Source organism: Streptomyces sp. NPDC050658 (genome assembly GCF_044457025.1).
GTDB lineage: Bacteria > Actinomycetota > Actinomycetes > Streptomycetales > Streptomycetaceae > Streptomyces.
This window is the reverse complement of record NZ_JBITGM010000003.1, coordinates 232,852-257,666: the sequence shown is the minus strand read 5'-3', so window position 1 is coordinate 257,666 and position 24,815 is coordinate 232,852. Positions and strand designations below refer to the sequence as shown.

The 24,815-nt window shown below is 71.7% G+C and carries 26 protein-coding genes; 19 read left to right on the top strand and 7 right to left on the bottom strand.

All coding sequences use genetic code 11. The features are described 5' to 3' along the window. The first annotated feature begins 64 nt into the window (after window positions 1–64). Window positions 65–565 carry a 50S ribosomal protein L17 gene (rplQ, locus tag ACIBKX_RS12680; RefSeq protein ID WP_363272941.1) on the top strand — a complete coding sequence of 167 codons (501 nt, stop codon included), beginning with the start codon at window positions 65–67 and terminating at the stop codon, window positions 563–565. Window positions 566–645: 80 nt separating this feature from the next. After that, window positions 646–1,500, top strand: coding sequence for a tRNA pseudouridine(38-40) synthase TruA (gene truA / locus ACIBKX_RS12675; RefSeq protein ID WP_363272942.1), 855 nt, complete (start codon window positions 646–648; stop codon window positions 1,498–1,500). A gap of 99 nt (window positions 1,501–1,599) precedes the next feature. Here the strand turns inward: truA and ACIBKX_RS12670 are convergent, their stop codons facing one another. Next, a complete protein-coding gene (locus ACIBKX_RS12670; protein WP_363272943.1) occupies window positions 1,600–2,448 on the bottom strand; it encodes a hypothetical protein in 849 nt (282 codons plus the stop codon). Between the two features lie 74 nt (window positions 2,449–2,522). Between ACIBKX_RS12670 and ACIBKX_RS12665 the strand changes: the two genes are divergently transcribed. The 4 genes from ACIBKX_RS12665 (at window position 2,523) to glmM (ending at window position 6,450) form a co-directional block, all read left to right on the top strand. Then, window positions 2,523–3,731 (top strand): glycosyltransferase family 87 protein, encoded by a 1,209-nt coding sequence (locus ACIBKX_RS12665; protein ID WP_363272944.1) that lies wholly within the window; start codon window positions 2,523–2,525, stop codon window positions 3,729–3,731. A 210-nt stretch (window positions 3,732–3,941) separates the two neighbouring features. Continuing rightward, window positions 3,942–4,385 (top strand): 50S ribosomal protein L13, encoded by a 444-nt coding sequence (rplM, locus tag ACIBKX_RS12660; RefSeq protein WP_363272945.1) that lies wholly within the window; start codon window positions 3,942–3,944, stop codon window positions 4,383–4,385. 42 nt (window positions 4,386–4,427) lie between these two features. Continuing rightward, window positions 4,428–4,949 (top strand): 30S ribosomal protein S9, encoded by a 522-nt coding sequence (gene rpsI / locus ACIBKX_RS12655; protein ID WP_363272946.1) that lies wholly within the window; start codon window positions 4,428–4,430, stop codon window positions 4,947–4,949. Between the two features lie 142 nt (window positions 4,950–5,091). Further along, window positions 5,092–6,450 carry a phosphoglucosamine mutase gene (gene glmM / locus ACIBKX_RS12650; RefSeq protein WP_363272947.1) on the top strand — a complete coding sequence of 453 codons (1,359 nt, stop codon included), beginning with the start codon at window positions 5,092–5,094 and terminating at the stop codon, window positions 6,448–6,450. Here the strand turns inward: glmM and ACIBKX_RS12645 are convergent. Both ACIBKX_RS12645 and coaA read right to left on the bottom strand, forming a co-directional pair. Next, on the bottom strand, window positions 6,447–7,394 hold the full coding sequence (locus ACIBKX_RS12645; protein WP_363272948.1) for a DUF389 domain-containing protein: 948 nt from the start codon (window positions 7,392–7,394) through the stop codon (window positions 6,447–6,449). The genes glmM and ACIBKX_RS12645 overlap by 4 nt on opposite strands. A 46-nt stretch (window positions 7,395–7,440) precedes the next feature. Continuing rightward, a complete protein-coding gene (coaA, locus tag ACIBKX_RS12640; protein WP_360769024.1) occupies window positions 7,441–8,421 on the bottom strand; it encodes a type I pantothenate kinase in 981 nt (326 codons plus the stop codon). 170 nt (window positions 8,422–8,591) lie between these two features. On the opposite strand from coaA, the gene ACIBKX_RS12635 reads away from it, so the two are divergent. From ACIBKX_RS12635 to tsaE, 6 genes are all read left to right on the top strand, one after another. After that, window positions 8,592–8,960, top strand: coding sequence for a holo-ACP synthase (locus tag ACIBKX_RS12635; RefSeq protein ID WP_363272949.1), 369 nt, complete (start codon window positions 8,592–8,594; stop codon window positions 8,958–8,960). A 14-nt stretch (window positions 8,961–8,974) separates the two neighbouring features. Continuing rightward, the gene (locus tag ACIBKX_RS12630) at window positions 8,975–10,426 is read left to right on the top strand and encodes an NAD(P)H-hydrate dehydratase (RefSeq protein ID WP_363272950.1); all 1,452 of its coding nucleotides are present in this window, start codon (window positions 8,975–8,977) and stop codon (window positions 10,424–10,426) included. 346 nt (window positions 10,427–10,772) lie between these two features. Continuing rightward, the gene (locus ACIBKX_RS12625; protein ID WP_363272951.1) at window positions 10,773–11,657 is read left to right on the top strand and encodes a L,D-transpeptidase family protein; all 885 of its coding nucleotides are present in this window, start codon (window positions 10,773–10,775) and stop codon (window positions 11,655–11,657) included. A gap of 50 nt (window positions 11,658–11,707) precedes the next feature. Further along, window positions 11,708–12,847 carry an alanine racemase gene (gene alr, locus ACIBKX_RS12620; protein WP_363272952.1) on the top strand — a complete coding sequence of 380 codons (1,140 nt, stop codon included), beginning with the start codon at window positions 11,708–11,710 and terminating at the stop codon, window positions 12,845–12,847. A 22-nt stretch (window positions 12,848–12,869) separates the two neighbouring features. Further along, the gene (locus tag ACIBKX_RS12615) at window positions 12,870–14,066 is read left to right on the top strand and encodes an alpha/beta hydrolase (protein ID WP_363272953.1); all 1,197 of its coding nucleotides are present in this window, start codon (window positions 12,870–12,872) and stop codon (window positions 14,064–14,066) included. A gap of 74 nt (window positions 14,067–14,140) precedes the next feature. Further along, entirely contained in the window at window positions 14,141–14,653 is a 513-nt protein-coding gene (tsaE, locus tag ACIBKX_RS12610; protein WP_363272954.1) for a tRNA (adenosine(37)-N6)-threonylcarbamoyltransferase complex ATPase subunit type 1 TsaE, read from the top strand. Window positions 14,654–15,089: 436 nt separating this feature from the next. Here tsaE and ACIBKX_RS12605 read toward each other — a convergent pair whose 3' ends face one another. Beyond that, window positions 15,090–15,644, bottom strand: coding sequence for a hypothetical protein (locus ACIBKX_RS12605; protein WP_363272956.1), 555 nt, complete (start codon window positions 15,642–15,644; stop codon window positions 15,090–15,092). Between the two features lie 109 nt (window positions 15,645–15,753). Here ACIBKX_RS12605 and tsaB point away from each other — a divergent pair, with 109 nt between their 5' ends. Genes tsaB through ACIBKX_RS12585 form a run of 4 tightly spaced genes read left to right on the top strand, consistent with a single transcriptional unit; the run spans window position 15,754 to window position 18,296 of the window. Beyond that, a complete protein-coding gene (gene tsaB / locus ACIBKX_RS12600) occupies window positions 15,754–16,410 on the top strand; it encodes a tRNA (adenosine(37)-N6)-threonylcarbamoyltransferase complex dimerization subunit type 1 TsaB (RefSeq protein WP_363272958.1) in 657 nt (218 codons plus the stop codon). A gap of 29 nt (window positions 16,411–16,439) precedes the next feature. Further along, entirely contained in the window at window positions 16,440–16,922 is a 483-nt protein-coding gene (rimI, locus tag ACIBKX_RS12595; protein ID WP_363273050.1) for a ribosomal protein S18-alanine N-acetyltransferase, read from the top strand. Then, a complete protein-coding gene (gene tsaD / locus ACIBKX_RS12590) occupies window positions 16,915–18,036 on the top strand; it encodes a tRNA (adenosine(37)-N6)-threonylcarbamoyltransferase complex transferase subunit TsaD (protein ID WP_363272960.1) in 1,122 nt (373 codons plus the stop codon). Before rimI ends, tsaD begins: the two co-directional genes overlap by 8 nt. Continuing rightward, entirely contained in the window at window positions 18,033–18,296 is a 264-nt protein-coding gene (locus tag ACIBKX_RS12585; RefSeq protein ID WP_363272961.1) for a hypothetical protein, read from the top strand. Before tsaD ends, ACIBKX_RS12585 begins: the two co-directional genes overlap by 4 nt. Here ACIBKX_RS12585 and ACIBKX_RS12580 read toward each other — a convergent pair. Together ACIBKX_RS12580 and ACIBKX_RS12575 are read right to left on the bottom strand one after the other, a co-directional pair. Next, window positions 18,293–19,363, bottom strand: a complete 1,071-nt coding sequence (locus ACIBKX_RS12580; protein WP_363272962.1) for a hypothetical protein — start codon at window positions 19,361–19,363, stop codon at window positions 18,293–18,295. The two genes, ACIBKX_RS12585 and ACIBKX_RS12580, sit on opposite strands and share 4 nt — an antisense overlap. A gap of 27 nt (window positions 19,364–19,390) precedes the next feature. Beyond that, window positions 19,391–20,104: a TetR/AcrR family transcriptional regulator gene (locus ACIBKX_RS12575; RefSeq protein ID WP_399375743.1), complete on the bottom strand. Its 714-nt coding sequence runs from the start codon at window positions 20,102–20,104 to the stop codon at window positions 19,391–19,393. Between the two features lie 85 nt (window positions 20,105–20,189). On the opposite strand from ACIBKX_RS12575, the gene ACIBKX_RS12570 reads away from it, so the two are divergent. From ACIBKX_RS12570 to ACIBKX_RS12560, 3 genes are all read left to right on the top strand, one after another. After that, a complete protein-coding gene (locus ACIBKX_RS12570) occupies window positions 20,190–21,710 on the top strand; it encodes an MFS transporter (RefSeq protein WP_363272965.1) in 1,521 nt (506 codons plus the stop codon). 42 nt (window positions 21,711–21,752) lie between these two features. Then, window positions 21,753–22,106, top strand: a complete 354-nt coding sequence (locus ACIBKX_RS12565; RefSeq protein ID WP_363272966.1) for a YciI family protein — start codon at window positions 21,753–21,755, stop codon at window positions 22,104–22,106. Window positions 22,107–22,198: 92 nt separating this feature from the next. Continuing rightward, window positions 22,199–23,407, top strand: coding sequence for a DUF6596 domain-containing protein (locus ACIBKX_RS12560; protein WP_363272967.1), 1,209 nt, complete (start codon window positions 22,199–22,201; stop codon window positions 23,405–23,407). 101 nt (window positions 23,408–23,508) lie between these two features. Here ACIBKX_RS12560 and ACIBKX_RS12555 read toward each other — a convergent pair whose 3' ends face one another. Next, window positions 23,509–24,744 carry a methyltransferase domain-containing protein gene (locus tag ACIBKX_RS12555; RefSeq protein ID WP_363272968.1) on the bottom strand — a complete coding sequence of 412 codons (1,236 nt, stop codon included), beginning with the start codon at window positions 24,742–24,744 and terminating at the stop codon, window positions 23,509–23,511. Window positions 24,745–24,815 lie beyond the last annotated feature (71 nt).

The window sequence follows — 24,815 nt, the reverse complement described above, 5'->3', positions numbered from 1 at the left end:
ACGGGGCGCGGTCCACTGACCCCGGTACCTGATACGGCCGGGGCAGATCACTAGGAGAAACACCATGCCGAAGCCCACCAAGGGTGCCCGTCTGGGCGGCAGCGCCGCGCACGAGAAGCTTCTGCTGGCGAACCTCGCCAAGCAGCTCTTCGAGCACGGCCGGATCACGACGACCGAGGCCAAGGCCCGTCGTCTGCGTCCGTACGCGGAGCGTCTGGTCACCAAGGCGAAGAAGGGCGACCTTCACAACCGCCGCCAGGTGCTGTCCGTCATCACCGACAAGAGCATCGTGCACACGCTCTTCACGGAGATCGGCCCGCGCTACGAGAACCGCCCGGGTGGCTACACCCGTATCACCAAGATCGGTAACCGTCGTGGCGACAACGCGCCCATGGCGATCATCGAGCTGGTGGAGGCCCTGACCGTGGCCCAGGAGGCCACCGGTGAGGCCGAGGCGGCCACCAAGCGTGCCGTCAAGGAAGACGCCCTCAAGAAGGACGCGCCCGTCGAGGACGCTCCGGTCGAGGCCGCCGAGGCTCCGGCCGAGGAGTCGAAGGACGCCTGAGGCTCTGCCTTGCTGTGAGCGGGTCCGCCCTTCGGGGCGGGCCCGCTTTCGCGTGTACCTGGTGCTGAGAGGATTGCGGTGTGAGTGAAGAGGTAGAGCCCGGGTTCGTGCGGGTACGGCTGGATCTTTCGTACGACGGCAAAGACTTCTCCGGCTGGGCCAAGCAGCGGCAGGGGCAGCGGACCGTCCAGGGCGAGATCGAGAGCGCGCTGCGGACCGTGACCCGGTCGCAGGAGACGTACGAGCTGACCGTCGCCGGGCGGACCGACAGCGGGGTGCACGCCCGTGGGCAGGTCGCCCACGTCGATCTGCCGGAGAGCGTGTGGGCCGAGCACCAGGAGAAGCTGCTGCGGCGGCTCGCCGGGCGGCTGCCGCACGACGTACGGGTGTGGAAGGTGGCCGAGGCGCCCGCCGGGTTCAACGCGCGGTTCGCGGCCATGTGGCGGCGGTACGCCTACCGCGTGACCGATCACCCCGGCGGCGTCGATCCGCTGCTGCGAGGTCATGTGCTGTGGCACGACTGGGAGTTGGACCTCGACGCGATGAACGCCGCCGCCGAACGGCTCGTCGGCGAGCACGACTTCGCGGCCTACTGCAAGAAGCGTGAGGGCGCCACGACCATTCGTACGCTGCAGCAGTTGAGCTGGGAGCGGCGGGCGGATGGGGTGCTCGAAGCCACCGTGCGGGCCGACGCCTTCTGCCACAACATGGTGCGGTCGCTCGTCGGGGCCATGCTGTTCGTCGGCGACGGGCACCGGCCCGTGGAGTGGCCCGCCAAGGTGCTGGCCGCCGGGGTGCGGGACTCCGCCGTGCATGTGGTGCGGCCGCACGGGCTGACGCTCGAAGAGGTGGGCTATCCCGCCGATGAGTTGCTTGCTGCGCGCAGCAAAGAGGCGCGTAACAGGCGGACGCTGCCGGGCGCCGGTTGCTGCTGAGCGCCGAGGGGGCGGTTTGTCCCTGCGGGTTCGTTGTGGTTGCTCGCGCCCACGCGGCGGAGCCGCATATATGTCACTGCCCCGCGCCCCTTCGGGGCGCTACTCCGGCGCGTTTGCCGCTGCGGAGGCCTGGGCCTCGCCCCGCCGGTTGATCTGCTGGAAGGTGAAGCGGCCCAGGACGTCGCCGGTGTCGTAGACCTTGCTGTCCTTCTTCGTGACGTCCCTGTCGCTGGTGAAGCCGGTGGTCGTGAAGTAGGCGTAGCGGCCGTACGCGTTGTAGGTGCCGCGGCAGACCGCCGTACGGCAGAAGCCCGGAACGCCCTTGCCGGGGAGGGAGACGACGAGGCCCTTGTCCGCCTCCTTGTTGACCTTCTCGGCCTGCGCCGCGGTGTCGAAGACGGCCACGCCGACCGTCACCGCGATGTTGCCCTTCACATAGCTGGCCCGGAAGAGCTGGGTGCAGTCGTGCTTGGAGAGGATCGCGCCGAGCGCGGCCTGGGTGACGCTCGCGCACTTCTTCGTGGCGCTCGTCGCGCCCTTCTTGTAGACGTTGTCGCCCGAGGTCAGCGTCTTGCCGGGGAAGAGGGTGTCGGCGCTGAGCGGCGCCTTGTCCTTCTTGGCGCTGGAGATGAACTCCTTGGGGTCCGGCGGGGGCGGCGGCGTGGTCGCCTCGAAGGACGGGCCGGTGTCCTTGCTCGCGCCGGGGATGTCCGCGGTCGTCGGCAGCTCGCTGGCCGGCTTGTTCGACGCGGAGGAGTTGTCGCTGTTCGCGGAGACGACCGCGATCGCGACGGCCGCGGCGACCGCGACCGTGGCGAGCGCGCCGCCGCCGATCATCAGCAACTTCCGGCGTTTGGCGCGCGATTCGGACGCCTCGGCGAGCGCCGCCCAGTCAGGAGTCTGTGAATCGCCCGGACCCCACTGAGGTCCCCCTTGCCCAAAGCTCATGCGCCGCATCTTAGACGGGGAGTTGTGGATGTTGAGCCGGGGTCGGGAGAGGCTTCCGACCTAGCCTGATCGGTATGGATACGGGCAAATCGGCGATTAGTGGGTGGTTGTTGCGACCGGCGGCCTGGCAGGCCTGGGCGGCGCTCGGGGTGGTGCTCGTCGCCGGCGTGCTCCGGGTGGGTCTTCGGGGCCCGGACGGCGGGATGGACAACGCGATCGTGGTGCGCGCCGCCGAGGCCTGGCTGGACGGGCGCTCCCCTTATGCGGACCGGCACTTCCTCTATCTGCCGGGAGCCGTGCTCGCCGCCGTGCCGCAGGCCCTGCTCCCGCAGTCCCTCGTGCGCCATCTCGTGCCGGGCGGGGTCACCGCCGCGCTCGTCTTCGGCTGGGCCTGTGCGCTGCGCATCCACGGGGTGCCGTGGCGCAGCCGGTTCGCGGTGCTCGGGCTGCTCGCGCTCGCGGCGGGGTTCGCGCCGTTCGGGCACCTCGTCGAGCTCGGCAACTGGACCGTGGCCTCGGCGGCCGCGCTGCCGCTCGCGCTGCTCCTCGTACGGAAGGGGAAGTGGGTGGCCGCGGGACTGGTCATCGGAGCGGCCGTCGCCGTGAAGCCGCTGCTCGCGCCGGTCGTGCTGCTCTTCGTCTTCGCGCGCCGGTGGCGGGGGCTGGCGGCGGCCGTGCTCGTGCCGGGGGCGGTGTCGGCGGGGGCGGCGCTCCTGATGCCGGACCCGGCGGGGTTCTTCACGCGGACGCTGCCGTTCCTGCTGCGGGGCGACGACCGTTTCGTACGGCTCTACGAGGCGTCCCCGGCGGCGGTCCTGCCGCGCCTGGGAGTGCCGCAGGGGGCGGCGTCGCTGCTTGCCGTGCTGGCGGCGGGCGCGGGGGTGTGGTGCGCCGGGCGGCGCTGGGGGAGCGGGGACGGGGGGCCGCTGCGGGTGGTGGAGACGGCCGTGATGCTGATGCTGGCGGCGTTCCTGGTGTCCAGGCCCTCGTACGACCACTATCTGCTGGTCGTGCTGCCGCTGCTGCTCGCCGGGGTGCTCGTGCCGGGGGCGGTGGCGCGGGGGCCGTGGTTCTGGCTGGCGCTCGTGCCGCAGATCCCGGGGTTCGCCTGGCCCTGGCTGGAGCCCGGCACCAGGCGGGCCTTCAGGGATTTCGTCACGCTCTCTGTGCTGGCCTGCACGGTCGCCCGGTGCTGTCTGCGGCCGAGGGCGGTTACCTTGGACGGTGCGGAGCCGCCCCGGGCGGCGGAGTCGCCGGCGCCGGTCTCCAGGGCCGCGTTTTGACCCGTAAGGGGCGGCGCGGGTACTCTCGTCGATTGATACGTATTGGCTTCGTCGTTCTCACGCGAAAGGGCCCTTACGTAGGTTCCCTGGAGCAGTTACCAGTGGCTCGCATATGGGCAGCGTCCCCAGCATTGTGAGCCCCAGCTGCATGATCGCTTCCTGGGTGCCGTGTGTCTGGACCCCATCCACTGAAGAAGCGAAGGCTACGAAGTGCGTACGTACAGCCCCAAGCCCGGCGATGTGACCCGCCAGTGGCACGTCATTGACGCCCGGGACATCGTCCTGGGTCGTCTGGCGACCACCGCTGCCACCCTCCTGCGGGGCAAGCACAAGGCGATCTACGCCCCTCACGTTGACACCGGTGACTTCGTCATCATCATCAACGCCGAGAAGGTGCACCTCTCCGGCAACAAGAAGACCCAGAAGATGGCGTACCGCCACTCCGGCTACCCGGGTGGTCTGCGTTCCGTCCGTTACGACGAGCTGCTCGAGAAGAGCCCCGAGAAGGCCATCGAGAAGGCCGTCAAGGGCATGCTCCCCAAGAACACCCTGGGCCGTCAGATGCTCTCGAAGCTGAAGGTCTACGCGGGCGAGAACCACCCGCACGCTGCGCAGCAGCCGGTCCCGTTCGAGATCACCCAGGTCGCGCAGTAGTTCCGGCCACCCCCAAAGACGAAAAGAAATCTGAGGAGAATCGTGGCCGAGACCACCGTTGAGCAGCCGGTCGAAGAGACCGAGGTTGTTGACGTCGAGCAGTACACCACCGAGTCCGAGGCGCCCGTCGAGGGCGAGTACACCTCGGAGTCGAACGCCGCGCGCTTCGGCGACCCGCAGCCGGCCGCCGGCCTGGGCCGTCGCAAGAACGCCATCGCCCGTGTCCGGATCGTTCCGGGCACCGGCCAGTGGAAGGTCAACGGGCGCACGCTCGAGGACTACTTCCCGAACAAGGTCCACCAGCAGGAAGTCAACGAGCCCTTCAAGGTGCTCGAGCTCGACGGCCGCTACGACGTCATCGCCCGCATCTCGGGCGGCGGCGTCTCCGGTCAGGCCGGTGCGCTCCGTCTCGGTGTCGCCCGCGCGCTGAACGAGGCCGACGTCGACAACAACCGTGGCGCCCTCAAGAAGGCCGGTTACCTCAAGCGTGACGACCGTGCGGTCGAGCGCAAGAAGGCCGGTCTCAAGAAGGCCCGCAAGGCTCCGCAGTACAGCAAGCGCTAATCTGCCTGCTTGTACTTTTCGTTCGCCCCGGCGGCACGTTGCGTGCTGCCGGGGCGTTCGTTTATCGGGAACCCTGGTGATCCCTGTGATGCCGGGGCGGGACCCCGGTGATCCCGGGGTGTAAGTCCGGAGGAGGACAGCAGTGGGACGACTCTTCGGCACGGACGGCGTGCGCGGTGTCGCCAACGCGGATCTGACGGCCGAGCTCGCGCTCGGGCTCTCCGTGGCGGCGGCTCATGTGCTCGGCGAGGCCGGCACGTTCGAGGGGCATCGGCCGGTCGCGGTGGTCGGGCGTGACCCGCGCGCGTCGGGGGAGTTCCTGGAGGCCGCGGTGGTCGCCGGTCTCGCGAGCGCGGGCGTGGACGTCCAGCTCGTCGGTGTGCTGCCCACCCCCGCGGTGGCGCATCTCACCGGTGCGCTGGGCGCCGACCTCGGCGTGATGCTCTCCGCGAGCCACAACGCCATGCCGGACAACGGCATCAAGTTCTTCGCGCGCGGCGGCCACAAGCTGGCCGACGAGCTGGAGGACCGTATCGAGGCCGTGTACGAGGAGCACCGCACCGGCGCTCCCTGGCAGCGCCCCACGGGCGCGGGCGTCGGCCGGGTGTCGACGTACGACCAGGGTCTCGACCAGTACGTCGCCCACCTCATCGGCGTCCTGCCGAACCGCCTCGACGGACTGAAGATCGTCCTCGACGAGGCGCACGGCGCGGCCGCCCGTGTCTCGCCCGAGGCGTTCACGCGCGCCGGTGCCGAGATCATCACGATCGGCGCCAAGCCGGACGGCCTGAACATCAACGACGGCTGCGGCTCCACGCACCTGGGCCTGCTCAAGGCCGCCGTCGTCGAGCACGGCGCCGACTTCGGTGTAGCGCACGACGGCGACGCGGACCGCTGCCTGGCCGTGGACCACACGGGCGCGGAGGTCGACGGCGACCAGATCCTCGCGGTGCTCGCGCTCGCCATGCGGGAGCACGGCACGCTGCGCTCGGACACCGTCGTCGCGACGGTCATGTCGAACCTGGGCTTCAAGCTCGCCATGGAGCGCGAGGGCCTGTCCCTGGTGCAGACGGCCGTGGGCGACCGCTATGTCCTGGAGTCGATGAAGGAGCACGGCTTCGCCCTCGGCGGCGAGCAGTCCGGGCACGTGATCATCCTCGACCACGCGACGACCGGTGACGGCACGCTGACGGGCCTGCTGCTCGCGGCGCGCGTCGCCGAGACCGGCCGTTCGCTGGCGGAGCTGGCCGGCGTCATGGAGCGGCTTCCGCAGGTGCTCATCAATGTGCCCGACGTCGACAAGACGCGGGTCACCACCTCCGCCGAGCTGTCGGCCGCCGTCACCGAGGCCGAGCGCGAGCTGGGCGCGACGGGGCGGGTGCTGCTGCGCTCGTCCGGCACGGAGCCGCTGGTGCGGGTCATGGTCGAGGCCGCCGACATCGAGCAGGCCCGGTCGGTGGCCGGACGCCTCGCCGACGTGGTGAAGTCCGCGCTGGGCTAGAGCAGTTGTGGCTTGGTGGTACGTTCGCGCTGCTTGGCCCAGAGCAGTTTCTGGGCCAGCAGCGTGAACGTACCGGCGAGGACGATGCCGAGCAGGTTGAGCAGCAGCTGCTCGGTGGAGCCCCACGCCTGCTTGTACTCGTCGTAGCTGAAGGCGACCGCGGCGTTCGCCGCCGCGGGGACCGTCGTCACGGAGATCGCGACGCCGACCAGGGCGCCCGACTTCGCCGAGGTGAGCGAGAGCGTGCCCGCCGCGCCCGCGAGGACCGCCACCACGAACGAGAACCAGTCGGGGCGGTAGATGAAGTTCGTGTTCGGGCGCTCCGACTTCAGGGCACTGTCGCTGAACAGGTTCACCGCGTCCATGAAGTAGCTGAACCCGACCGTCACCACCATCGCCACCGCGAAGCCCACGATCAGCGCGATCAGTGAGCGCAGGGCCAGGCGGGGCGCGCGCTGGACCAGGGCCGTGCAGAAGCCGGCCAGCGGGCCGAACTCCGGGCCCACCGCCATCGCGCCCACGATCAGGATCGCGTTGTCGAGCACCACACCGCACGCCGCGATCATCGTGGCGAGCGTGATGAACGCGACGTACGTGATCGACAGCGTCGACTCCTCGTGCGTCGCGTCCGTGAGCTGCTCCCACAGGACCGCGTCCGCGCCCTCGCCCGGCGCCTCGTCCTCCGCCTTGTCGGCGCGCCGCGACATCGACAGGTCGATGTTCTCCACCGCGATCGAGCCGCACTTGTCGATGTCGAGCGCGCGCAGGCCGCCGAGCAGGGTGTCACCGGCCTCGCGGGCGACATCGCACATCACCACGTCGCCCGCCGGGTTGCGGGCCGCGCCCGGCATGACGGCCAGATGGGTGGTGCCGACCGTCTTCTCGATCAGGCGCACCACGTCGTCCGTCTTGTCGGCCGGGGTGATCAGGCGCAGATGCAGCATGCGCGCAGGTTAGCCGTCTTCGCGCCGGTGCAGAGCTTTCGCGGGCTCAGAGTTTGCGCAGGCTCAGGCGCTGGACCTTGTGGTCGGGGCCCTTGCGTACGACGAGGGTGGCGCGGCCCCGTGTCGGGGCCACGTTCTCCACCAGGTTGGGCTTGTTGATGGTCCGCCAGGTCGTGCGGGCGTAGTCGAGGGCCTCTTCCTCCGACACCTGGGTGTACTTGCGGAAGTACGAGGACGGGTTCTGGAAGGCCGTCGCGCGCAGCTTGCGGAAGCGGTTCAGGTACCAGCGCTCGATGTCCTCCGTGCGGGCGTCGACGTACACGCTGAAGTCGAAGTAGTCGGCGAGGCCTACGCGGGTGCGGCCGTCCTTGCCGGGGAGGGCCGGCTGCAGGACGTTCAGGCCCTCGACGATGAGGATGTCGGGGCGGCGGACGGAGAGGCGCTGACCGGGCACGATGTCGTAGATCAGGTGGGAGTAGACGGGGGCCGTGACCTCGTCCTTGCCCGCCTTGATGTCCGCCACGAAGCGGGTCAGCGCGCGGCGGTCGTACGACTCGGGGAAGCCCTTGCGGGACATCAGGCCGCGGGCCTCAAGCTCCTTGGTGGGGAGCAGGAAGCCGTCGGTGGTGACCAGCTCCACGCGGGGGTGTTCCGGCCAGCGGGAGAGCAGCGCCTGGAGGAGACGGGCGACGGTCGATTTGCCGACCGCCACCGAACCGGCGACCCCTATGACGAACGGCGTGCCGGACTGGGAGCCCTTCTCGCCGAGGAAGGTGTTGAGCGCGCCGCGCAGGCCGTCCGTCGCGCCCACGTAGAGGTTGAGCAGGCGGGAGAGCGGGAGGTAGATGTCCCGCACCTCGTCCAGGTCGATGACGTCACCGAGGCCGCGGAGCTTCTCCAGCTCCTCCGCCGTGAGGGGCAACGGCGTCTTCTCGCGCAGAGCACTCCACTCGGCGCGGGTGAGGTCGACGTAGGGAGTCGCCTCCGGCTTGTGCCGGTGGGCGCTCCGGGGTGCCGTCGGGGGCACGGAGACCGAAGAGATCACAGTCCATTGTTACGGCTGTTTGAACGGGGCGGGGGGTGGGGTGCGTCACCCTGCGGGGCTTGGGCGGGGGGTGCGTCGGCCTGCGGGGCTTCGGCGGGGAGCGGGGCGTGGGCTCGTAGGGTGCTGCTTGTGAGTATTGGGGTTGGTTGCTCGTGATCATCGGGGTTGGCATCGACGTCGCCGAAGTCGAGCGGTTCGCCGTCTCGCTGGAGCGCAGGACGAGGATGGCCGAGCGGCTGTTCGTGGAGCGCGAGTTGTGGCTGCCGAGCGGGGAGCGGCGGGGCGTCGCCTCGCTGGCCGCGCGGTTCGCCGCCAAGGAGGCGTTGGCCAAGGCCCTTGGCGCGCCTGCGGGGCTGCGCTGGACGGACGCGGAGATCGTCGTCGAGGAGAGCGGGCAGCCGCGGCTGCGGGTGCGCGGGACGGTGGCGGCGCGCGCCGCCGAGCTGGGCGTCCGGCAGTGGCATGTCTCGCTCAGCCATGACGCGGGGGTGGCTTCCGCTGTGGTCATCGCCGAGGGGTAGGAGACACTCGGGGCATGCGTACTGCGTACTCCGTGGAGACGGTCCGGGCCGCTGAGCGGTCGTTGATGGCGCGGCTGCCGGAAGGCGCCCTGATGCAGCGGGCCGCCGCGGGGCTCGCCGTGGTCTGTGCCCAGATGCTCGGCAAGGTGTACGGCTCCCGGGTCGTGCTGCTCGTGGGCAGCGGGGACAACGGGGGTGACGCGCTGTACGCCGGGGCGCGGCTCGCGCGGCGCGGGGCCGGGGTCGGCGCGGTGCTGCTGTCGCCCGAGCGGGTGCATACGAGTGGGCTCGCGGCGTTCCGCGCGGCTGGGGGGCGGGTCGTCGATCCATCCGCCTCGGGTGTGCTGTGCGATGCCGATCTCGTGGTCGACGGGATCGTGGGCATCGGGGGGCAGGGCGGACTGCGGGCCGGGGCCGCCGAGGTCGTGGGGCTTGTGCGGGAGGCGGGGGTGCCTGTCGTCGCCGTGGATCTGCCCAGTGGTGTCGACGCCGACAGCGGGGTCGTGGCCGGGGACGCCGTGCGCGCCGACGTGACGGTCACCTTCGGTGCGTACAAGCCGGGGCTGTTGATCGATCCCGGGCGGGAGTACGCGGGTGTCGTGCGGTTCGTCGACATCGGGCTCGGGGCGGAGCTGGCGGGGGCGGGGCCGGCGGGGGCTGGGGTTCAGGTCGAAGCCCTTCAGTACGACGACGTCGCCTCGTTGCTGCCGTTGCCGACCGGGGAGAGCGACAAGTACCGGCGGGGCGTGGTGGGTGTCGTCGCCGGGTCCGCGCGGTATCCGGGGGCTGCCGTCCTTGCCGTCGCGGGGGCGTTGCGGGGTGGCGCGGGGGCCGTGCGGTATGTCGGGCCCGCCGGGGACGCGGTCATCGCCCGGTTCCCGGAGACGCTTGTCTCCGACGGGGCGCCGGGCAAGGCGGGGCGCGTGCAGGCGTGGGTCGTCGGGCCGGGGCTCGGGGACGATGCCGGGCGGCTCGGGGATGTCGTCGACTCGGATGTGCCGGTGCTGATCGACGCGGACGGGTTGCGGCTCGTCGACGTGGGCGAGGTGCGGGGGCGGTCCGCGCCGACTCTGCTGACGCCCCATGCGGGGGAGGCGGCGGCGCTGCTCGGGGTTTCGCGGGAGTCCGTGGAGCGGGGGCGGCTGGATGCGGTGCGGGAGTTGGCGGGGCGGTACGGGGCGACCGTGCTGCTGAAGGGGTCGACGACGCTGGTGGGTGACGCGGCGGGGGTGGTGCGGGCCAATCCGACGGGGACGTCGTGGCTGGCGACGGCGGGGAGCGGTGACGTGCTGTCCGGACTTGCGGGCGCGTTGCTGGCGGCGGGGCTTTCGGCGGCGGACGCGGGGGCGGTGGGGGCCTATCTGCATGGGCTCGCCGCTCGGCATGCGGCGGATGGGGCGCCGGTGGGGGCGCAGGATGTGGCTGCGGGGATTCCTGCGGCTTGGCGGGATGTGCGGGGGGTTTAGGGCGGGGGGGGGGCTGGTCGTTAGCGGCGGGGTCCGTCCTCGTTGCTCGTGCGATTCGCCTCGGTTGTGGGGCGGGGCCGCGTCGGTATGTCCGTACTCGCCATCTCCTGCTGACTCTTCTCCTGCTTCGGTTCGCGAGGCCTGCGTACCGTGCTCCGTGCGGACATACCGACACGTCCCCTCACCTCTCGATGCGGGCTGACCGTGCGTGGGGGCCGATGCCCGTCGCCTCAGTGGGGTGGGGCGTGCCGCCACCTCCCGAGCGGTAGGGCAAGCACCCGCCCTTTGAGTGAATCCCCCGCGCGGCTCTGCCGTTCAAGGCCGACCGCCGAGGTTCTCTCGTCGCATGGTCAGAAATTACGCCCGGCGGGGTGTCGGGCTGCTGTTTGTTGTTGTTGCCGTGCTGCCCGCCGGCCCCGCCGCCGCCGAACCCCCGCCCCCGCGCCCCGCCGCCCCCTCCGCCCTCGTCCCTGGAGTCCCGCTTCCGCCCCCGCACCCCTGGGAGCAGGACACCCCGGACCAGGACCTGCCGCCGGACGTGTACACGCCCAGCGCCGAAGAGGACGCCGTCGAGCCGGAGCCCGCCCGAAGCGAAGAGCTCATCGAATTCGTGCCGCCGGGGGAAGTCGTCGCCAAGGCCGCCGACCGGTGCAGCCGGAGTACCGGGCCCCATCAGCGGCAGGTCGAGCGGTGGCTCAAGCTTCCCGTGGACGGCCGGCAGTCCGCCAAGGACTGCCGTGCCATCCGGGAGTTCCAGCGGAAGGAAGGCATCCGGCCCGCCATCGGCTTCGCCGGACCCGTCACCTGGGCCCGCATGCGCCTCATCTCCGCCCGCGAGAACCCGAACGCCGCGAAGCAGTGCCCCACGCGCGCGTACCGCCTCGCCTGCGTCGATCTGCGCCGTCAGTTGATGTGGGTGCAGAAGGGGAAGCGGGTGCTGCTCAAACCCGTGCCCATTCGGAGCGGGCGGGCCGGGTATGTCACTCGTGGTGGGTGGCACAAGGTCTACTGGAAGCACAAGAACCACTGGTCGTCGATCTACGACACCCCCATGCCCTACAGCCAGTTCTTCAGCGGCGGGCAGGCCTTCCACGGCATCTACGGGAACATCTACAACCCACCCGGCTCACGTGGCTGCGTGAATCTGCGGATCAGTGACGCGAAGGCTCTCTGGAGGATGTTGGGCAAGGGCGATCGCGTCTATGTGTGGGGGCGCAGGCCCGGTACCTGAGCCGCGCGACTGCGAGGCTGTCAGCGGGCTCTGAGACACTGGTCGGCGATATGACTGAGACCGCACCCCTGCGTGCCCGCGCCGAGATCGACCTGGCCGCCCTCCGGGCCAACGTGCGGACTTTGCGTGCCCACGCGCCGGACGCCGCCTTCATGGCCGTCGTGAAGGCGGATGCGTACGGGCACGGGATGGTCCGCTGCGCGCGGGCCGCCGTCGAGGCGGGAGCCACCTGGGTGGGCACCGCGACCCCCGAGGAGGCGCTCGCCCTGCGCGCCGCCGGGATCCAGGGGCGGCTCATGTGCTGGCTGTGGACTCCGGGCGGCCCGTGGCGGGAGGGCATCGAGGCCGATCTCGACATGTCCGTCAGCGGGTTGTGGGCGCTGGCGGAGGTCACCGCCGCAGCCCGCGAGGCGGGGCGCAGGGCCCGTATCCAGCTGAAGGCCGACACCGGGCTCGGGCGCGGCGGCTGTATGCCGGCCGACTGGGCCGAGCTCGTGGCGCGGGCGCTCCGGGCCGAGGCCGAGGGGCTCGTGAAGGTCACCGGCCTCTGGTCGCACTTCGCCTGTGCCGACGAGCCGGGGCATCCGTCCATCGCGGCTCAGCTCGAACTCTTCCGCGAGATGGTCGGCTCCGCCGAGGCGCGGGGCATCCGGCCCGAGGTGCGGCACATCGCCAACTCGCCGGGGACGCTCACGCTGCCGGAGACGCACTTCGATCTCGTACGACCGGGCATCGCGATGTACGGCATCTCGCCCAGCCCCGAGATCGGCACCCCGCAGGACTTCGGCCTGCGCCCCGTCATGACGCTCAGCGCCTCGCTGGCCCTGGTGAAGCACGCTCCGGGGGGTCACGGCGTCAGTTACGGGCATCACTACATCACCCCCGGGGACACCACGCTCGGTCTCGTCCCCGTGGGGTACGGGGACGGGATTCCGCGCAGCGCGTCCGGCAGCGGGCCCGTGCTCGTCGGCGGCAAGTGGCGCACGGCCGCCGGGCGGATCGCCATGGACCAGTTCGTGGTCGACCTCGGGGGAGACGAGCCCGCGGTCGGTTCCGAGGCCGTCCTGTTCGGTCCCGGCGACCGGGGCGAGCCGACCGCCGAGGACTGGGCGCAGGCCGCGGGCACCATCGCGTACGAGATCGTCACCCGCATCGGTTCGCGTGTTCCCCGCGTCTATGTGAACGAGTGACCCGACCGAGTAGGAGCGGCACGTGAGCGAGACCAGCACGGGGGCGGCCGCCGAAGCGGTGACGGAAGTCGCCGCGGCGGCCGGTAACTGGCGCAGGGCCGGCCTCGCCGGTGCCGCGATAGGCGTCGTCGCCGCGGGTGCCGCGGCCGGTGTCGCCATCGAGCGGCTCACCGTCGGCCGCGGCATGCGCAAGAAGGCACGGCTCGCGCTCGACGCCTCGGGGCCGTATGGATCGCTGCGCGGCATGCCGGGCAAGGCCGCTGCGGACGACGGGACCGAGCTTGCGTACGAGGTCGACGAGGTGGAGTCGGACGGTGCGCAGGCCCCTCGGCGGCGCCGGCTCTTCGGGCGGAAGGCGCCCGCGCCCGTCACCGTCGTCTTCAGCCACGGCTACTGCCTGAGCCAGGACTCCTGGCACTTCCAGCGGGCCGCCCTGCGGGGTGTCGTGCGGTGCGTCTACTGGGATCAGCGCAGCCACGGCCGGTCCGGGCGCGGGGTCGCGCAGCTGGAGGGCGGGACGGCTGTCTCGATTGATCAGTTGGGGCGGGATCTCAAGGCTGTCATCGATGCCGCCGCGCCCGAGGGGCCGCTGGTGCTGGTCGGGCACTCCATGGGCGGCATGACGACCATGGCTCTCGCCGATCAGTTCCCGGAGTTGATTCGGGAGCGTGTTGCCGGTGTCGCTCTTGTCGGTACGTCTTCGGGGCGGCTCGGACAGGTCAACTTCGGGCTGCCGGTGGCCGGGATGAACGCGGTGCGGCGGGTGCTGCCGGGTGTCCTGAAGGCGCTCGGCTCGCAGGCCGATCTCGTGGAGCGGGGGCGGCGGGCCACCGCCGATCTCTTCGCGGGGATCATCAAGCGCTACTCGTTCTCGTCGAAGGACGTGGATCCGGCGATCTCGCGGTTCGCCGAGCGGATGATCGAGTCGACGCCGATCGACGTGGTCGCGGAGTTCTATCCGGCCTTCGCCGAGCACGACAAGGCGGCGGCGCTGAAGAACTTCGCGGCGCTTCCGGTGCTCGTGCTCGCCGGGGAGAAGGATCTGGTGACGCCGAGCGAGCACAGCGAGGCCATCGCGGATCTGCTGCCGGAAGCCGAGTTCGTGCTCGTACCGGACGCGGGGCATCTCGTCATGCTGGAGCACCCCGAGGTCGTCACCGACCGGCTCGCGGATCTGCTGGCGAGGGCAGAGGGAAAGGCGCGCAGCGCGGCAGTGTAAGGGTGGTGGCGGGAGACGGGTGGGTGTGCCGGCGGCGGCGGATGCGCGGACCTCCAGCGGCTAACGTGGGCTGCATGGAAGCACCGCACAGCCCGGCCCCCGCCAACACGCTCAAGATCACCGTCAACTCGCCCGAGCAGATGGGCGAGTTGGGCCGCCGCCTGGCCAAACTGCTGCGCCCCGGCGACCTGGTGATGCTCACCGGTGAGCTCGGCGCCGGCAAGACGACTCTGACCCGCGGCCTGGGCGAGGGCCTCGGCGTCCGGGGCGCCGTCACGTCCCCGACGTTCGTCATCGCCCGCGTCCATCCGTCCCTGGGCGACGGCCCGCCGCTGGTGCACGTGGACGCGTACCGCCTGGGCGGCGGGCTCGACGAGATGGAGGACCTCGACCTCGATGTCTCGCTGCCCGAGTCCGTGATCGTCGTGGAGTGGGGCGACGGCAAGGTCGAGGAACTCTCCGACGACCGGCTGCGGGTGCTGATCCACCGGGCCGTGGGCGATACGACGGACGAGGTGCGGGAAGTGACGCTCAGCGGCGTCGGGGCGCGGTGGGCGGAGGCCGACCTCACGCTGCTGGCCGCCTGAGCCTCCGGCCGGGTGCCCGAGGTCTCGTACGTTCCACTGAAGGTTCCGACAAGCCGTCGGCAAGATGTTGCGCGGCGGGCGTCGCGCGTGTTCACATGGATACCGGTGCTGGTTAGGTCTACCTAACCACGTCTGCCCCCGGAGCCCCAGGAGGCGTCCATGTCGGCTTCTGAACATCGAGATGCAGGGCGGGCCCCTGGGCCTTCGGACGTCTCCATGAGCGTGCTGTTGGCTTCATGCGCGGCCGCCAGGGCGGTTTCCACGCCTCCTCGGGCGCCTGAGCGGCAGGCCCGGGAGCGCAAGAGCGCCTAGGGGTCTGCCTCGGCAAGAGCGCCTAGGGGTCTGCCTCGGGGGGTGCCGTTCGCGGCTGCGGGTTTCTCGTGGTTGCTCGCGCAGTTCCCCGCGCCCCTCACGGGGCTCCCCCGGCGACCAGTCCCTACGGGACCACGACGACCTTCGCGCTGATCGTCGCGAACTCCCACATCGCGTTGCCGTTCGCGCGGGACTGGCGGATGCCGCCCGTCTTCTTGGCCGGGTCCGGCTTCGGGGTGGAGCCGTCCACCGCCGAGCTGAAGCCGATCGCGACGCCGTCCACGCTCGTGAAGCGCACGACGTGCTCGATCGGTACGCCGTCCGTGCCCGTGACCGTCCCGGAGCGGGAGCTGACCGCGTACGTGCCCGGCACCGGGTCCACGGTGCTCGGCGTGACCTTGTACGTGCGCTCCGCCTTGCCGGAGGCCTTGACCAGCCAGACCCGGTCCTCGCCCACGGAGTAGACGACCCGCTCGCCCTTGCCGGACTGCGCGGGGACCGCCTTCGGGTCGGACTTGTCCTTGGGGGAGCGCGGCGTGGCGGCCGACGGGGAGGCGTCCTGCTTGCCGCCGCCCAGGTCGTCCGGCGCGCTCGCCGACGCCTGGTAGGCGAGGAAGCCGACCGCGGCGACCGCGGCGGCGGTGAGCCCGGCCACGATTCCCGAGCTGCTCCTGGACAACCGCTCCACCCTCTTCGTACTCCGTACGGCTACCGGGTTGACGGTAGCAGCAGGTGTGCGGCTTCCCGGGTCGGCCGTGCGCCGGGCGCCGGAGCCGTAGGCTGTTCGCGTGCTCTTGCTCGCCTTGGATACCGCAACCCCCGCCGTCACCGTCGCCCTGCACGACGGGTCGTCCGTCGTCGCAGCCTCCAGTCAGGTGGACGCCCGCCGCCACGGCGAGCTGCTGCTGCCCGCCGTCGACCGGGTGCTCGCCGAGGCGGGGCTCAGACTCGACGCGGTGACCGGCATCGTCGTCGGCGTCGGCCCCGGCCCCTACACCGGACTGCGCGTCGGCCTGATGACCGCCGACACCTTCGGCCTCGCGCTCGGCGTGCCGGTGCACGGCGTGTGCACGCTCGACGGCCTCGCCCACGAGGCCGGCATCGAGGGCGGCCCCTTCGTCGTCGCCACGGACGCGCGGCGCAAGGAGGTCTACTGGGCGCGGTACGAGGACCCCCGTACGCGTGAAGGTGAGCCCGCCGTCGACCGGCCCGCGGACATCGCCGAAGCGGTCGCCGGGCTGCCCGCCGTCGGCGCGGGCGCCGTGCTCTACCCCGAGACCTTCCCGGACGCCCGCGCGCCCGAGAACGTCTCCGCCGCCTCGCTCGCCTCGCTCGCCGCGGAGAAGCTCGCCGCGGGCGAGGAGCTGCTCGCGCCCCGGCCGCTCTATCTGCGCCGGCCGGACGCGCAGGTCCCCAAGAACTACAAGGTGGTCACCCCCAAGTGACCTCCGAGACGACAGTCGTCCTGCGCGAGATGCGCTGGTGGGACATCGATCCCGTCTTCGTCCTGGAGAAGGAGCTCTTCCCGGACGACGCCTGGTCGCGCGGCATGTTCTGGTCCGAACTCGCCCACGCCCGCGGGCCGCTGGCCACCCGCCGCTATGTGGTGGCCGTCGACGCGGACCGGCTTGTCGGGTACGCGGGGCTCGCCTCCTCCGGCGAGCAGGCCGACGTACAGACCATCGCCGTGGCCCCCAGCCACTGGGGCACGGGGCTCGGCTCCCGGCTCCTGACCGATCTGCTGGGCGCGGCGACCGCCTTCGAGTGCGCCGAGGTCATGCTCGAGGTGCGGGTCGACAACACCCGGGCCCAGAAGCTGTACGAGCGCTTCGGCTTCGAGCCCATCGGCTTCAGACGCGGGTACTACCAGCCGGGCAATGTGGACGCCCTGGTGATGCGCCTGACCGACCCCTCAACCTCAGTGAACCCCGTGCAAGGAACCGACTCCCATGGCTGACGAACCCCTCGTACTCGGCATCGAGACCTCCTGCGACGAGACCGGTGTCGGCATCGTCCGCGGCACCACCCTGCTCGCCGACGCCGTCGCCTCCAGCGTCGACGAGCACGCCCGCTTCGGCGGCGTCGTGCCCGAGGTCGCGTCGCGCGCGCACCTCGAGGCGATGGTGCCGACCATCGACCGCGCCCTGAAGGAAGCGGGGGTGAGCGCGAAGGACCTGGACGGCATCGCGGTGACCGCGGGGCCCGGTCTCGCGGGCGCGCTGCTCGTGGGTGTCTCGGCGGCCAAGGCGTACGCGTACGCGCTCGGCAAGCCGATGTACGGCGTCAACCACCTGGCCTCGCACATCTGCGTGGACCAGCTGGAGCACGGCACGCTGCCCGAGCCGACGATGGCGCTGCTCGTGTCCGGCGGCCACTCCTCGCTGCTGCTCTCCGCGGACATCACCTCCGACGTACGTCCGCTGGGCGCGACCATCGACGACGCGGCGGGCGAGGCCTTCGACAAGATCGCGCGGGTGCTCAACCTGGGCTTCCCCGGCGGTCCCGTCATCGACCGGTACGCGCGCGAGGGCGACCCGAACGCGATCACCTTCCCGCGCGGTCTCACCGGGCCGCGCGACCCGGCGTACGACTTCTCCTTCTCCGGTCTGAAGACGTCCGTCGCGCGCTGGATCGAGGCCAAGCGGGCCGCGGGCGAGGACGTCCCGGTGCGTGACGTGGCGGCGTCCTTCCAGGAGGCGGTCGTCGACGTGCTGACCCGCAAGGCCGTGCGGGCCTGCAAGGACGAGGGCGTCGACCACCTGATGATCGGCGGCGGCGTGGCCGCCAACTCCCGGCTGCGGGCGCTCGCCCAGGAGCGCTGCGAGGCCGCCGGAATCCGGCTGCGGGTGCCGCGGCCGAAGCTGTGCACGGACAACGGCGCGATGGTGGCCGCCCTCGGCGCGGAGATGGTGGCCAGGAACCGCTCGGCCTCGTCCTGGGACCTTTCGGCGGACTCCTCGCTGCCGGTGACGGAGCCGCATGTACCGGGCCACTCCCATGATCACGGCCACGGCCACTCGCACGGCCACGACCATGTGCACGAGGTCAGCAAGGAGAACCTCTACTCGTGACCGTCGCGCTGATGTGGGAGGCCCGCGCCGCCGAAGGGCGCGGCGAGGAACTGCTCGCCTGGGCGCGGGCGCAGGTCCTGGACGGTGCGCCGGTCCGGCGGGAGAGCTTCCGTGCCCCGCAGGACCGGGTCCTCGTGCTGACCTGGTGGGACGCCGCGTACGACGCCGACCTCCCCGAACTGCCGGAGCCCGCGCCGGAGTTGGTGACGCGGGCGGTGCACAGGTGGCGGTTCGAGTCGGTCGGCGTCGACGGACCTTAGTGGTCCTCGCGGGCCGGGATCAGCAGGAAGAGGACCGCGGCGCCGAGGCCCGCGGTGAACACCGTCGACAGCAGGGCGAGCGTGCCGAGCGTGCTGTCGAAGTACTGGTCGAGATCGCCCTCGGCGACGTACCCGTACAGGCCGCGCACGTCCAGATAGAGCATCACCAGCGTCAGGACGAGCGCGGCGCCGCGGGCCGCGGGGCGCCCCGCGAAGAGCAGCACGGCGATCACCACCGGCGCCACCACGAGGGCCACCGTGTGGTACGAGGACGCGACCGACGCGGTGTACGAGGCGTCGACCACGTCACGCAGGAACGCGCCGGCCCCTTCGTGCACTTGAGAGCCGCTGGCGACGTACACCTCGGGCCGGGTCAGCCGGTAGATCAGCCAGGCGAGCGACACCGCGCCGCCCACCGCGAGGAGCACGCCCGCCGCGGTGAACCTCGGGCGGGCGGCGCCGGGCGGCAGCGGCGGCCGGCCGAAGCCGTCGGGCGCGTACGCGGGAGGCGGGCCGTAGCCGGGCACCGCGTCGTACGGGGCGGGTGCGCCCGGGGCGATGCCGCCTCCGGGGGTGCTGTCGTACCGCCCCGCACGCGCCATCTCGATCAGCACCGCGATGCCGACGAGGAGCCCGAGGACCCGGAAGGCGATGAGGAGTTGGCCGTGGTCGAGCGCGTCGAGCATGTTCCGGTACGGCTCGGAGACCGCGAGGCCCACCAGCTCCCGCGCGGACAGGCCGATCAGCAGCGCGGCGAGCAGCATCAGCGCGCCGCGTGCGACGCGCCGCCGGGCCAGCGCGATCCCGCCGAAGACGAGCGCGGTCACGATCAGCGCCCAGTCCGTGGGGGTCTGCGCCCAGGGGACGGCCGGCAGCCTGGGGTCGTACACCGTCTTGAAGAAGTCACCGGCGTCCACATGACGCTGCTCCAGCTCGTACCCGATGAAGGCGGCGGCCCCCGTCGCGTACAGGGCGACGAGCGCGCCCATCCGCACATACGCGGCTGACGCCTCCGGAGCCGCGCGGCGCGAACTCCCTTGCCGTATGCCTTGGTTCAGCAGTGCCATCCGATCCCCCGTACTCGCCGGCCGTGTTCAGGTGCGTCCCACCTGCCCCAGAAGCCCGTCGATAACCGCTTCCAGTTGCCTGGACACGTCGTAGTCCGCGGTCAGTTCCAGCCAGCGGTCGGCGAGTGCGGTCATATGGGGGAGTTCGGCGGCATCCGCCTCCGTGAGCAGGCCGGGGAAGTGGCGCTTGCGGTCCGGTTCCTCGGCGCGGCGGGCCATCGCCTGCCGGAAGACCAGATCGCCGTACACGCAGTGCCAGATCGTGCGGTACGCGGCGACGGCCTGGCCCGGCGTGAGGCCGAGCGTCATGGCCGAGCCGATGATCTCCTCGACCATCCACAGGGCGCCCTTGTCGGTGAGGTCGCCGAGGCTCAGCACCTCGACCACCCAGGGCAGTCGGGCCAGCGTCCCGTGCATATGGACGGAGACCGCGAGCATCCGGTCGCGCGGGTCGTCGGGGAGTTCGGGGCGCGGGACGGTGTCGGCCGTGCCGGACAGGGTGAGCATCAGGAGCTCGTCCTTGTCGCGTACGTGGTGGTAGAGCGCCATCGGGGTCGTGCCGACCTCCTTGGCGACCCGGCGCATGCTCAGGGCGGCGACGCCCTCCTCCTGGAGGATGCGGCGCGCGACGTCGACGATCGTGCCGAGGTCGATGCGGCTGGGGCGGCCGCGCTTCTTCTTCTCCCCGGCGGGTTTCGCCGCGCCTTCTTTGTCTTCTGCTTTGGCTGCCACGTGGCTCATTGTCGCGCCCCGGCGGGGGCGGGCGACGTGCGGCGGCACGCTTTTCCCGTTGATTTTCTATACGCGTATAGTAATGTGCCTGGGCATGGTGACAACTGCTGACCCGATGCCCTCGCAACGGAGCCGTTGGCTGCTGCCGGTCCTGCTCACCGTGCAGTTCCTCGTCTCCCTCGACATGTCCGTCGTCAACATCGCGCTGCCCGACATCGGCGACGACCTCGGATTCGGCGCCGATTCACTGATCTGGGTGGTCAACGCCTACGCGCTCGCCTTCGGCGGCCTGCTCATGCTGGGCGGGCGGCTCGCCGATCTGGTGGGGCGGCGGCGCACCCTCATCGCCGGTTTCGCCGTCTTCGGCGTGGCGAGCCTCGCGGGCGGCCTCGCCGGTGCTCCGGGGCAACTCGTCGCCGCGCGGGCCGTGCAGGGCGCCGGAGCCGCCGCGCTCGCCCCCGTCGCCCTCGCCCTGATCACCGTCAACTACGAGGCGGGGGCCGCGCGTTCGCGGGCGCTCGGGCTCTGGGGCATAGCGGGGGCGCTCGGCGGCGCGGTCGGCATCATGGCGGGCGGGCTGCTCACCGACTGGGTGGGCTGGCGCTCCGTGATGCTGATCAATGTGCCCGTGGTGATCGTCGCGCTCCTCGCCGCGCGCTCCGGGGTGCCCGTCGACCGGCGTACGGGACCGGCGCCCCGCCTGGACGTGACGGGCGCCCTGCTCGTCACGGCCGGGATGTCGGTGCTGGTGCTCGGCCTGGTGCGCACGGAGACCTACGGCTGGGGCTCGGGCACCACCCTGGGCACGCTCGGCGCGGCGGCCGTGCTGCTCGCGGCGTTCGTCGCCGTCGAGGCCCGCAAGCGCGAGCCGCTGCTCAGGCTCGGGCTGCTGTCCACCGCCCACCGGCCCGTGCTCTCCGCGAACGTCTTCGTGCTCCTGATGTCATCGGGCCAGTTCGCCGCCTTCTACTTCACCTCGCTCTATCTCCAGGAGGTCCTCGGGTACGGGCCGACTGCGGCCGGTGCCTCCTTCCTGCCGTTCTGCGCGGGCGTCGTCGCCGGGTCGACGCTCGCCACCAAGACCGTGGCGAAGGTGGGGGAGCGGGCGCTGCTCGTGACCGGCGGGCTGCTCGGCGCCGCCGGGTTCGGCTGGTTCGCGCTCGCCGTCGACGCGGACGGCACCTTCCTCTCGTCGATCCTCGGCCCGTCCCTGGTGGCGAGCGTCGGCATCGGCATGTGCTTCATGCCGGTGGGCACGGCGGCGACCTCGGGGGTGGCCGCCGAGGAGGTCGGCATGGCCTCCGGCCTGCTCAACAGCTCCCGCCAGCTCGGCGGCTCGCTGGGCCTCGCGGTCCTGGTCACCGTCGCGGCGAGCGCCACGGGGTCCGGGCGGGGGCCCGCGGACCTCGCGGACGGGCATGCGGCGGCCTTCGCGGTGTCGGCGGGGCTGCTGGTGGCGGCCGCGCTTGCGACGGCGGTGCTGCACGGGCGCCGAGGGGCGCCGGCGTCACCGATGTCACCGCCGCGACCTGCACCGACGTACGCCGCGGAAGAAAGTTCAAAGAATCTCGGCGACGATGTCGAAACGGGCGTCTCCCGTTCGACGCAGGGGTGAGAGGCGAGGAGAAGCCCCCGCCGCCACCGATGGGAGACCACCATGCCGCGCTACCTGACGATGATCCGCATCGACGAGAACAACGTCCCCGAGGGCGGTCCGAGCCCCGAGCTCCAGGAGCGGATGGGCGCGCTGCTCGAGGAGATCACCAAGGCCGGGGTCATGCTCGACACCGCGGGCCTGAAGCCGAGCTCCGAGGGCACCCGCGTCACCTGGGACAAGGGCGAGATCTCCACCACCGACGGGCCGTTCACCGAGACCAAGGAGGTCATCGGCGGCTACTCGATCTGCCAGGCCAAGGACATGGCCGAGGCCGTCGAGTGGACCAAGCGGTTCCTGAAGACCCACGAGGACTACTGGACGATCTCCGCCGAGGTCCGGGAGATCGAGGGCTGAGCCTTTGCGGCGCGGGTGCCGGGGTGTTCTGATGGTTGGCCGTGAGCCATCCGCCGGAGCACCCCCGCAGCACCGTCGAAACCGTCTTCCGCATGGAGTCGCCGCGCATCATCGCCGGTGTCGCGCGGATCGTGCGGGACGTCGGCATCGCCGAGGAGCTGGCGCAGGACGCGTTGGTCGCGGCGCTCGAACAGTGGCCGGACGCGGGGGTCCCCGACAATCCGGGTGCCTGGCTCATGGCCACCGCCAAGCATCGGGCGATCGACCTGGTGCGCCGCCGGGAGCGGTACGCGCGCAAGCTGGCGGAGGTGGGGCGCGACCAGGAGTCCGCGCCGCCGTACCTGGACGAGCCGGCCGACCCCGACGACATCGACGACGACCTGCTCCGCCTCGTCTTCACCGCCTGCCACCCGGTGCTCTCCGCCGAGGCCCGCGTGGCGCTGACCCTGCGGCTGCTCGGCGGTCTGACGACACCGGAGATCGCCCGCGCGGTGCTGGCCCCGGAGCCGACGGTCGCCCAGCGGATCGTGCGGGCCAAGCGGACGCTGGCGGCGAAGGGCGTCGCCTTCGAGGTCCCGTACGGCCCTGACCGCGAGGCCCGCCTCGGGTCCGTCCTGGAGGTCATCTACCTCATCTTCAACGAGGGGTACGCGGCGACCGCGGGGGACGATCTGCTGCGGCCGGGGCTCTGCGAGGACGCGCTGCGTCTTGCGCGGGTCCTCGCCGGGCTGATGCCGAAGGAGTCCGAAGTGCACGGCCTGGCGGCGCTGTTGGAGCTCCAGGCCTCGCGCTCGGCGGCGCGGACGGGGCCGGGCGGTGAGCCGGTGCTGCTCAAGGACCAGAGCAGGGCGCGCTGGAACCAGATGCTGATCCGGCGCGGCTTCGCCGCGCTGGCGCGTGCGCAGGCGGCGTCGCCGGGCTCCCTCGGCCCGTACGCCCTGCAGGCCGCGATCGCCGCGTGCCACGCGCACGCGTATACGTACGAGGAGACCGACTGGGCGCAGATCGCCGCCCTCTACGGCCTGCTGGCGGCCCGTACCCCGTCCCCGGTGGTCGAGTTGAACCGCGCGGTCGCGGTGTCGATGGCCTCCGGCCCGGCGGAGGCACTGCCCCTGGTGGACGCACTGGCGGCCGAACCTTCCCTGCGGGGTTACCACTTGCTGCCGAGCGTGCGCGGCGACTTGCTGGCCCGCCTCGGCCGGAGCGCGGAGGCGCGTGCGGAGTTCGAACGGGCGGCGGGTCTGGCGTCGAACGCGCGGGAGCGGGAGCTGTTGTTGGGGCGGGCGGAGGGGTGCGGGTAGTGCTGGGGCGGATTCCTTCCCCAACCCCACCCCTTCCCGAAGCTTTCCGGCTGCCGCCGGCCGTGAGGTGGCCGTCATCACCGGCTTCGCCGAGTTCGTCCTCAAACGCCGGACGGGCTGAGATGCGCCGTCACCGGGTGGCCGATCAGCATGGTCGGTGCGCCGTCTGCCCGCGTGAGGAACACCGTCGCCGCGTTCGGGCCCTGCGGCTTCACCTTCCTGCGGAGTTCCTCCGGCTCCACCGCCGAACCCCGCTTCTTCACCGTCAGGACGCCCACCTCCCGCTCCCTCAGCAGCGCCTTCAGCTTCTTCACGCCGAAGGGCAGTTGGTCGGTGATCTCGTACGCCACCGCGTACGGCGTCTCATGCAGGGCGTCGGACGTGACGTACGCGATCGTCTCGTCGATCAGTCCGCCCTCGACCCGCGCGGCCACCTCCGCCACCAGATGCGCCCGGATGACCGCACCGTCCGGCTCGTAGAGGTAGCGGCCGACCGGCCGGACCTCGGGGTCCGGCAGCATCTCGGCGAGCGAGGAGCTCAGCGAGGCACCCGACGGCAGCAGCGTCGCGTGGTGCCAGGCGGGGGAGTCCGTGCCGAACCACAGCACCGCCTCCTTCACGTCCCCGCCGTCCGAGATCCACTCCGCGGCGGCATCGGCCGGCACCGCCTCGTGCGGAATCCCCGGCGCGATCTTCAGCGCCGCCCGCGGCGCCTCGCGGGCGGCCTCGACGGCCCAGGACAGCGGCGGCGAATACGCCTCGGGGTCGAAGATCCGGCCCCGCCCCCCGCGCCGCGCCGGGTCCACGAACACGGCGTCGTACGCGGACGTGTCGACCTCGGTGACATCCGCCTCGCGTACCTCGATCAACTCCGCGAGCCCCAACGCCTCCGCGTTCGCCCGCGCCACCGCGCACGTCAGCGGATCACGGTCCACGGCCAGCACCGCGATCCCCGCCCGCGCGAGCGCGATCGCGTCGCCCCCGATGCCACAGCAGAGATCGGCGAGGCTCCGTACGCCCAGGGACTTGAAGCGCTCGGCGCGATGCACCGCCACACTCGTCCGCGTCGACTGCTCGACGCCGTTCGGCGTGAAGAACATCCGCCCCGCGTCCTCGGCCCCGAACTTCGCCACCGCCCGCCGCCGCAGCCGCGCCTGCGCGAGCGCCGCCGAGACCAGCTCCGCCGGATGCTCGCGGCGCAGCCGGGTGGCCACGGCCAGCTCCCGCGCGGGGTCGGCCTCCCGCACCTCGTCGAGATCGAGCAGCGACCGGCCTTCGGGGGTGAGCAGCGCGGCGAAGGAGGTCAGGGCGGAGTCGAGGTCGTTCACCCGGCCCATTGTGGGCCAGTCGGTGGATGGTGCGCGCCCGGCGGCGGTGTCGGCCCCGGATCACTGCCTTGAGCTGCAAA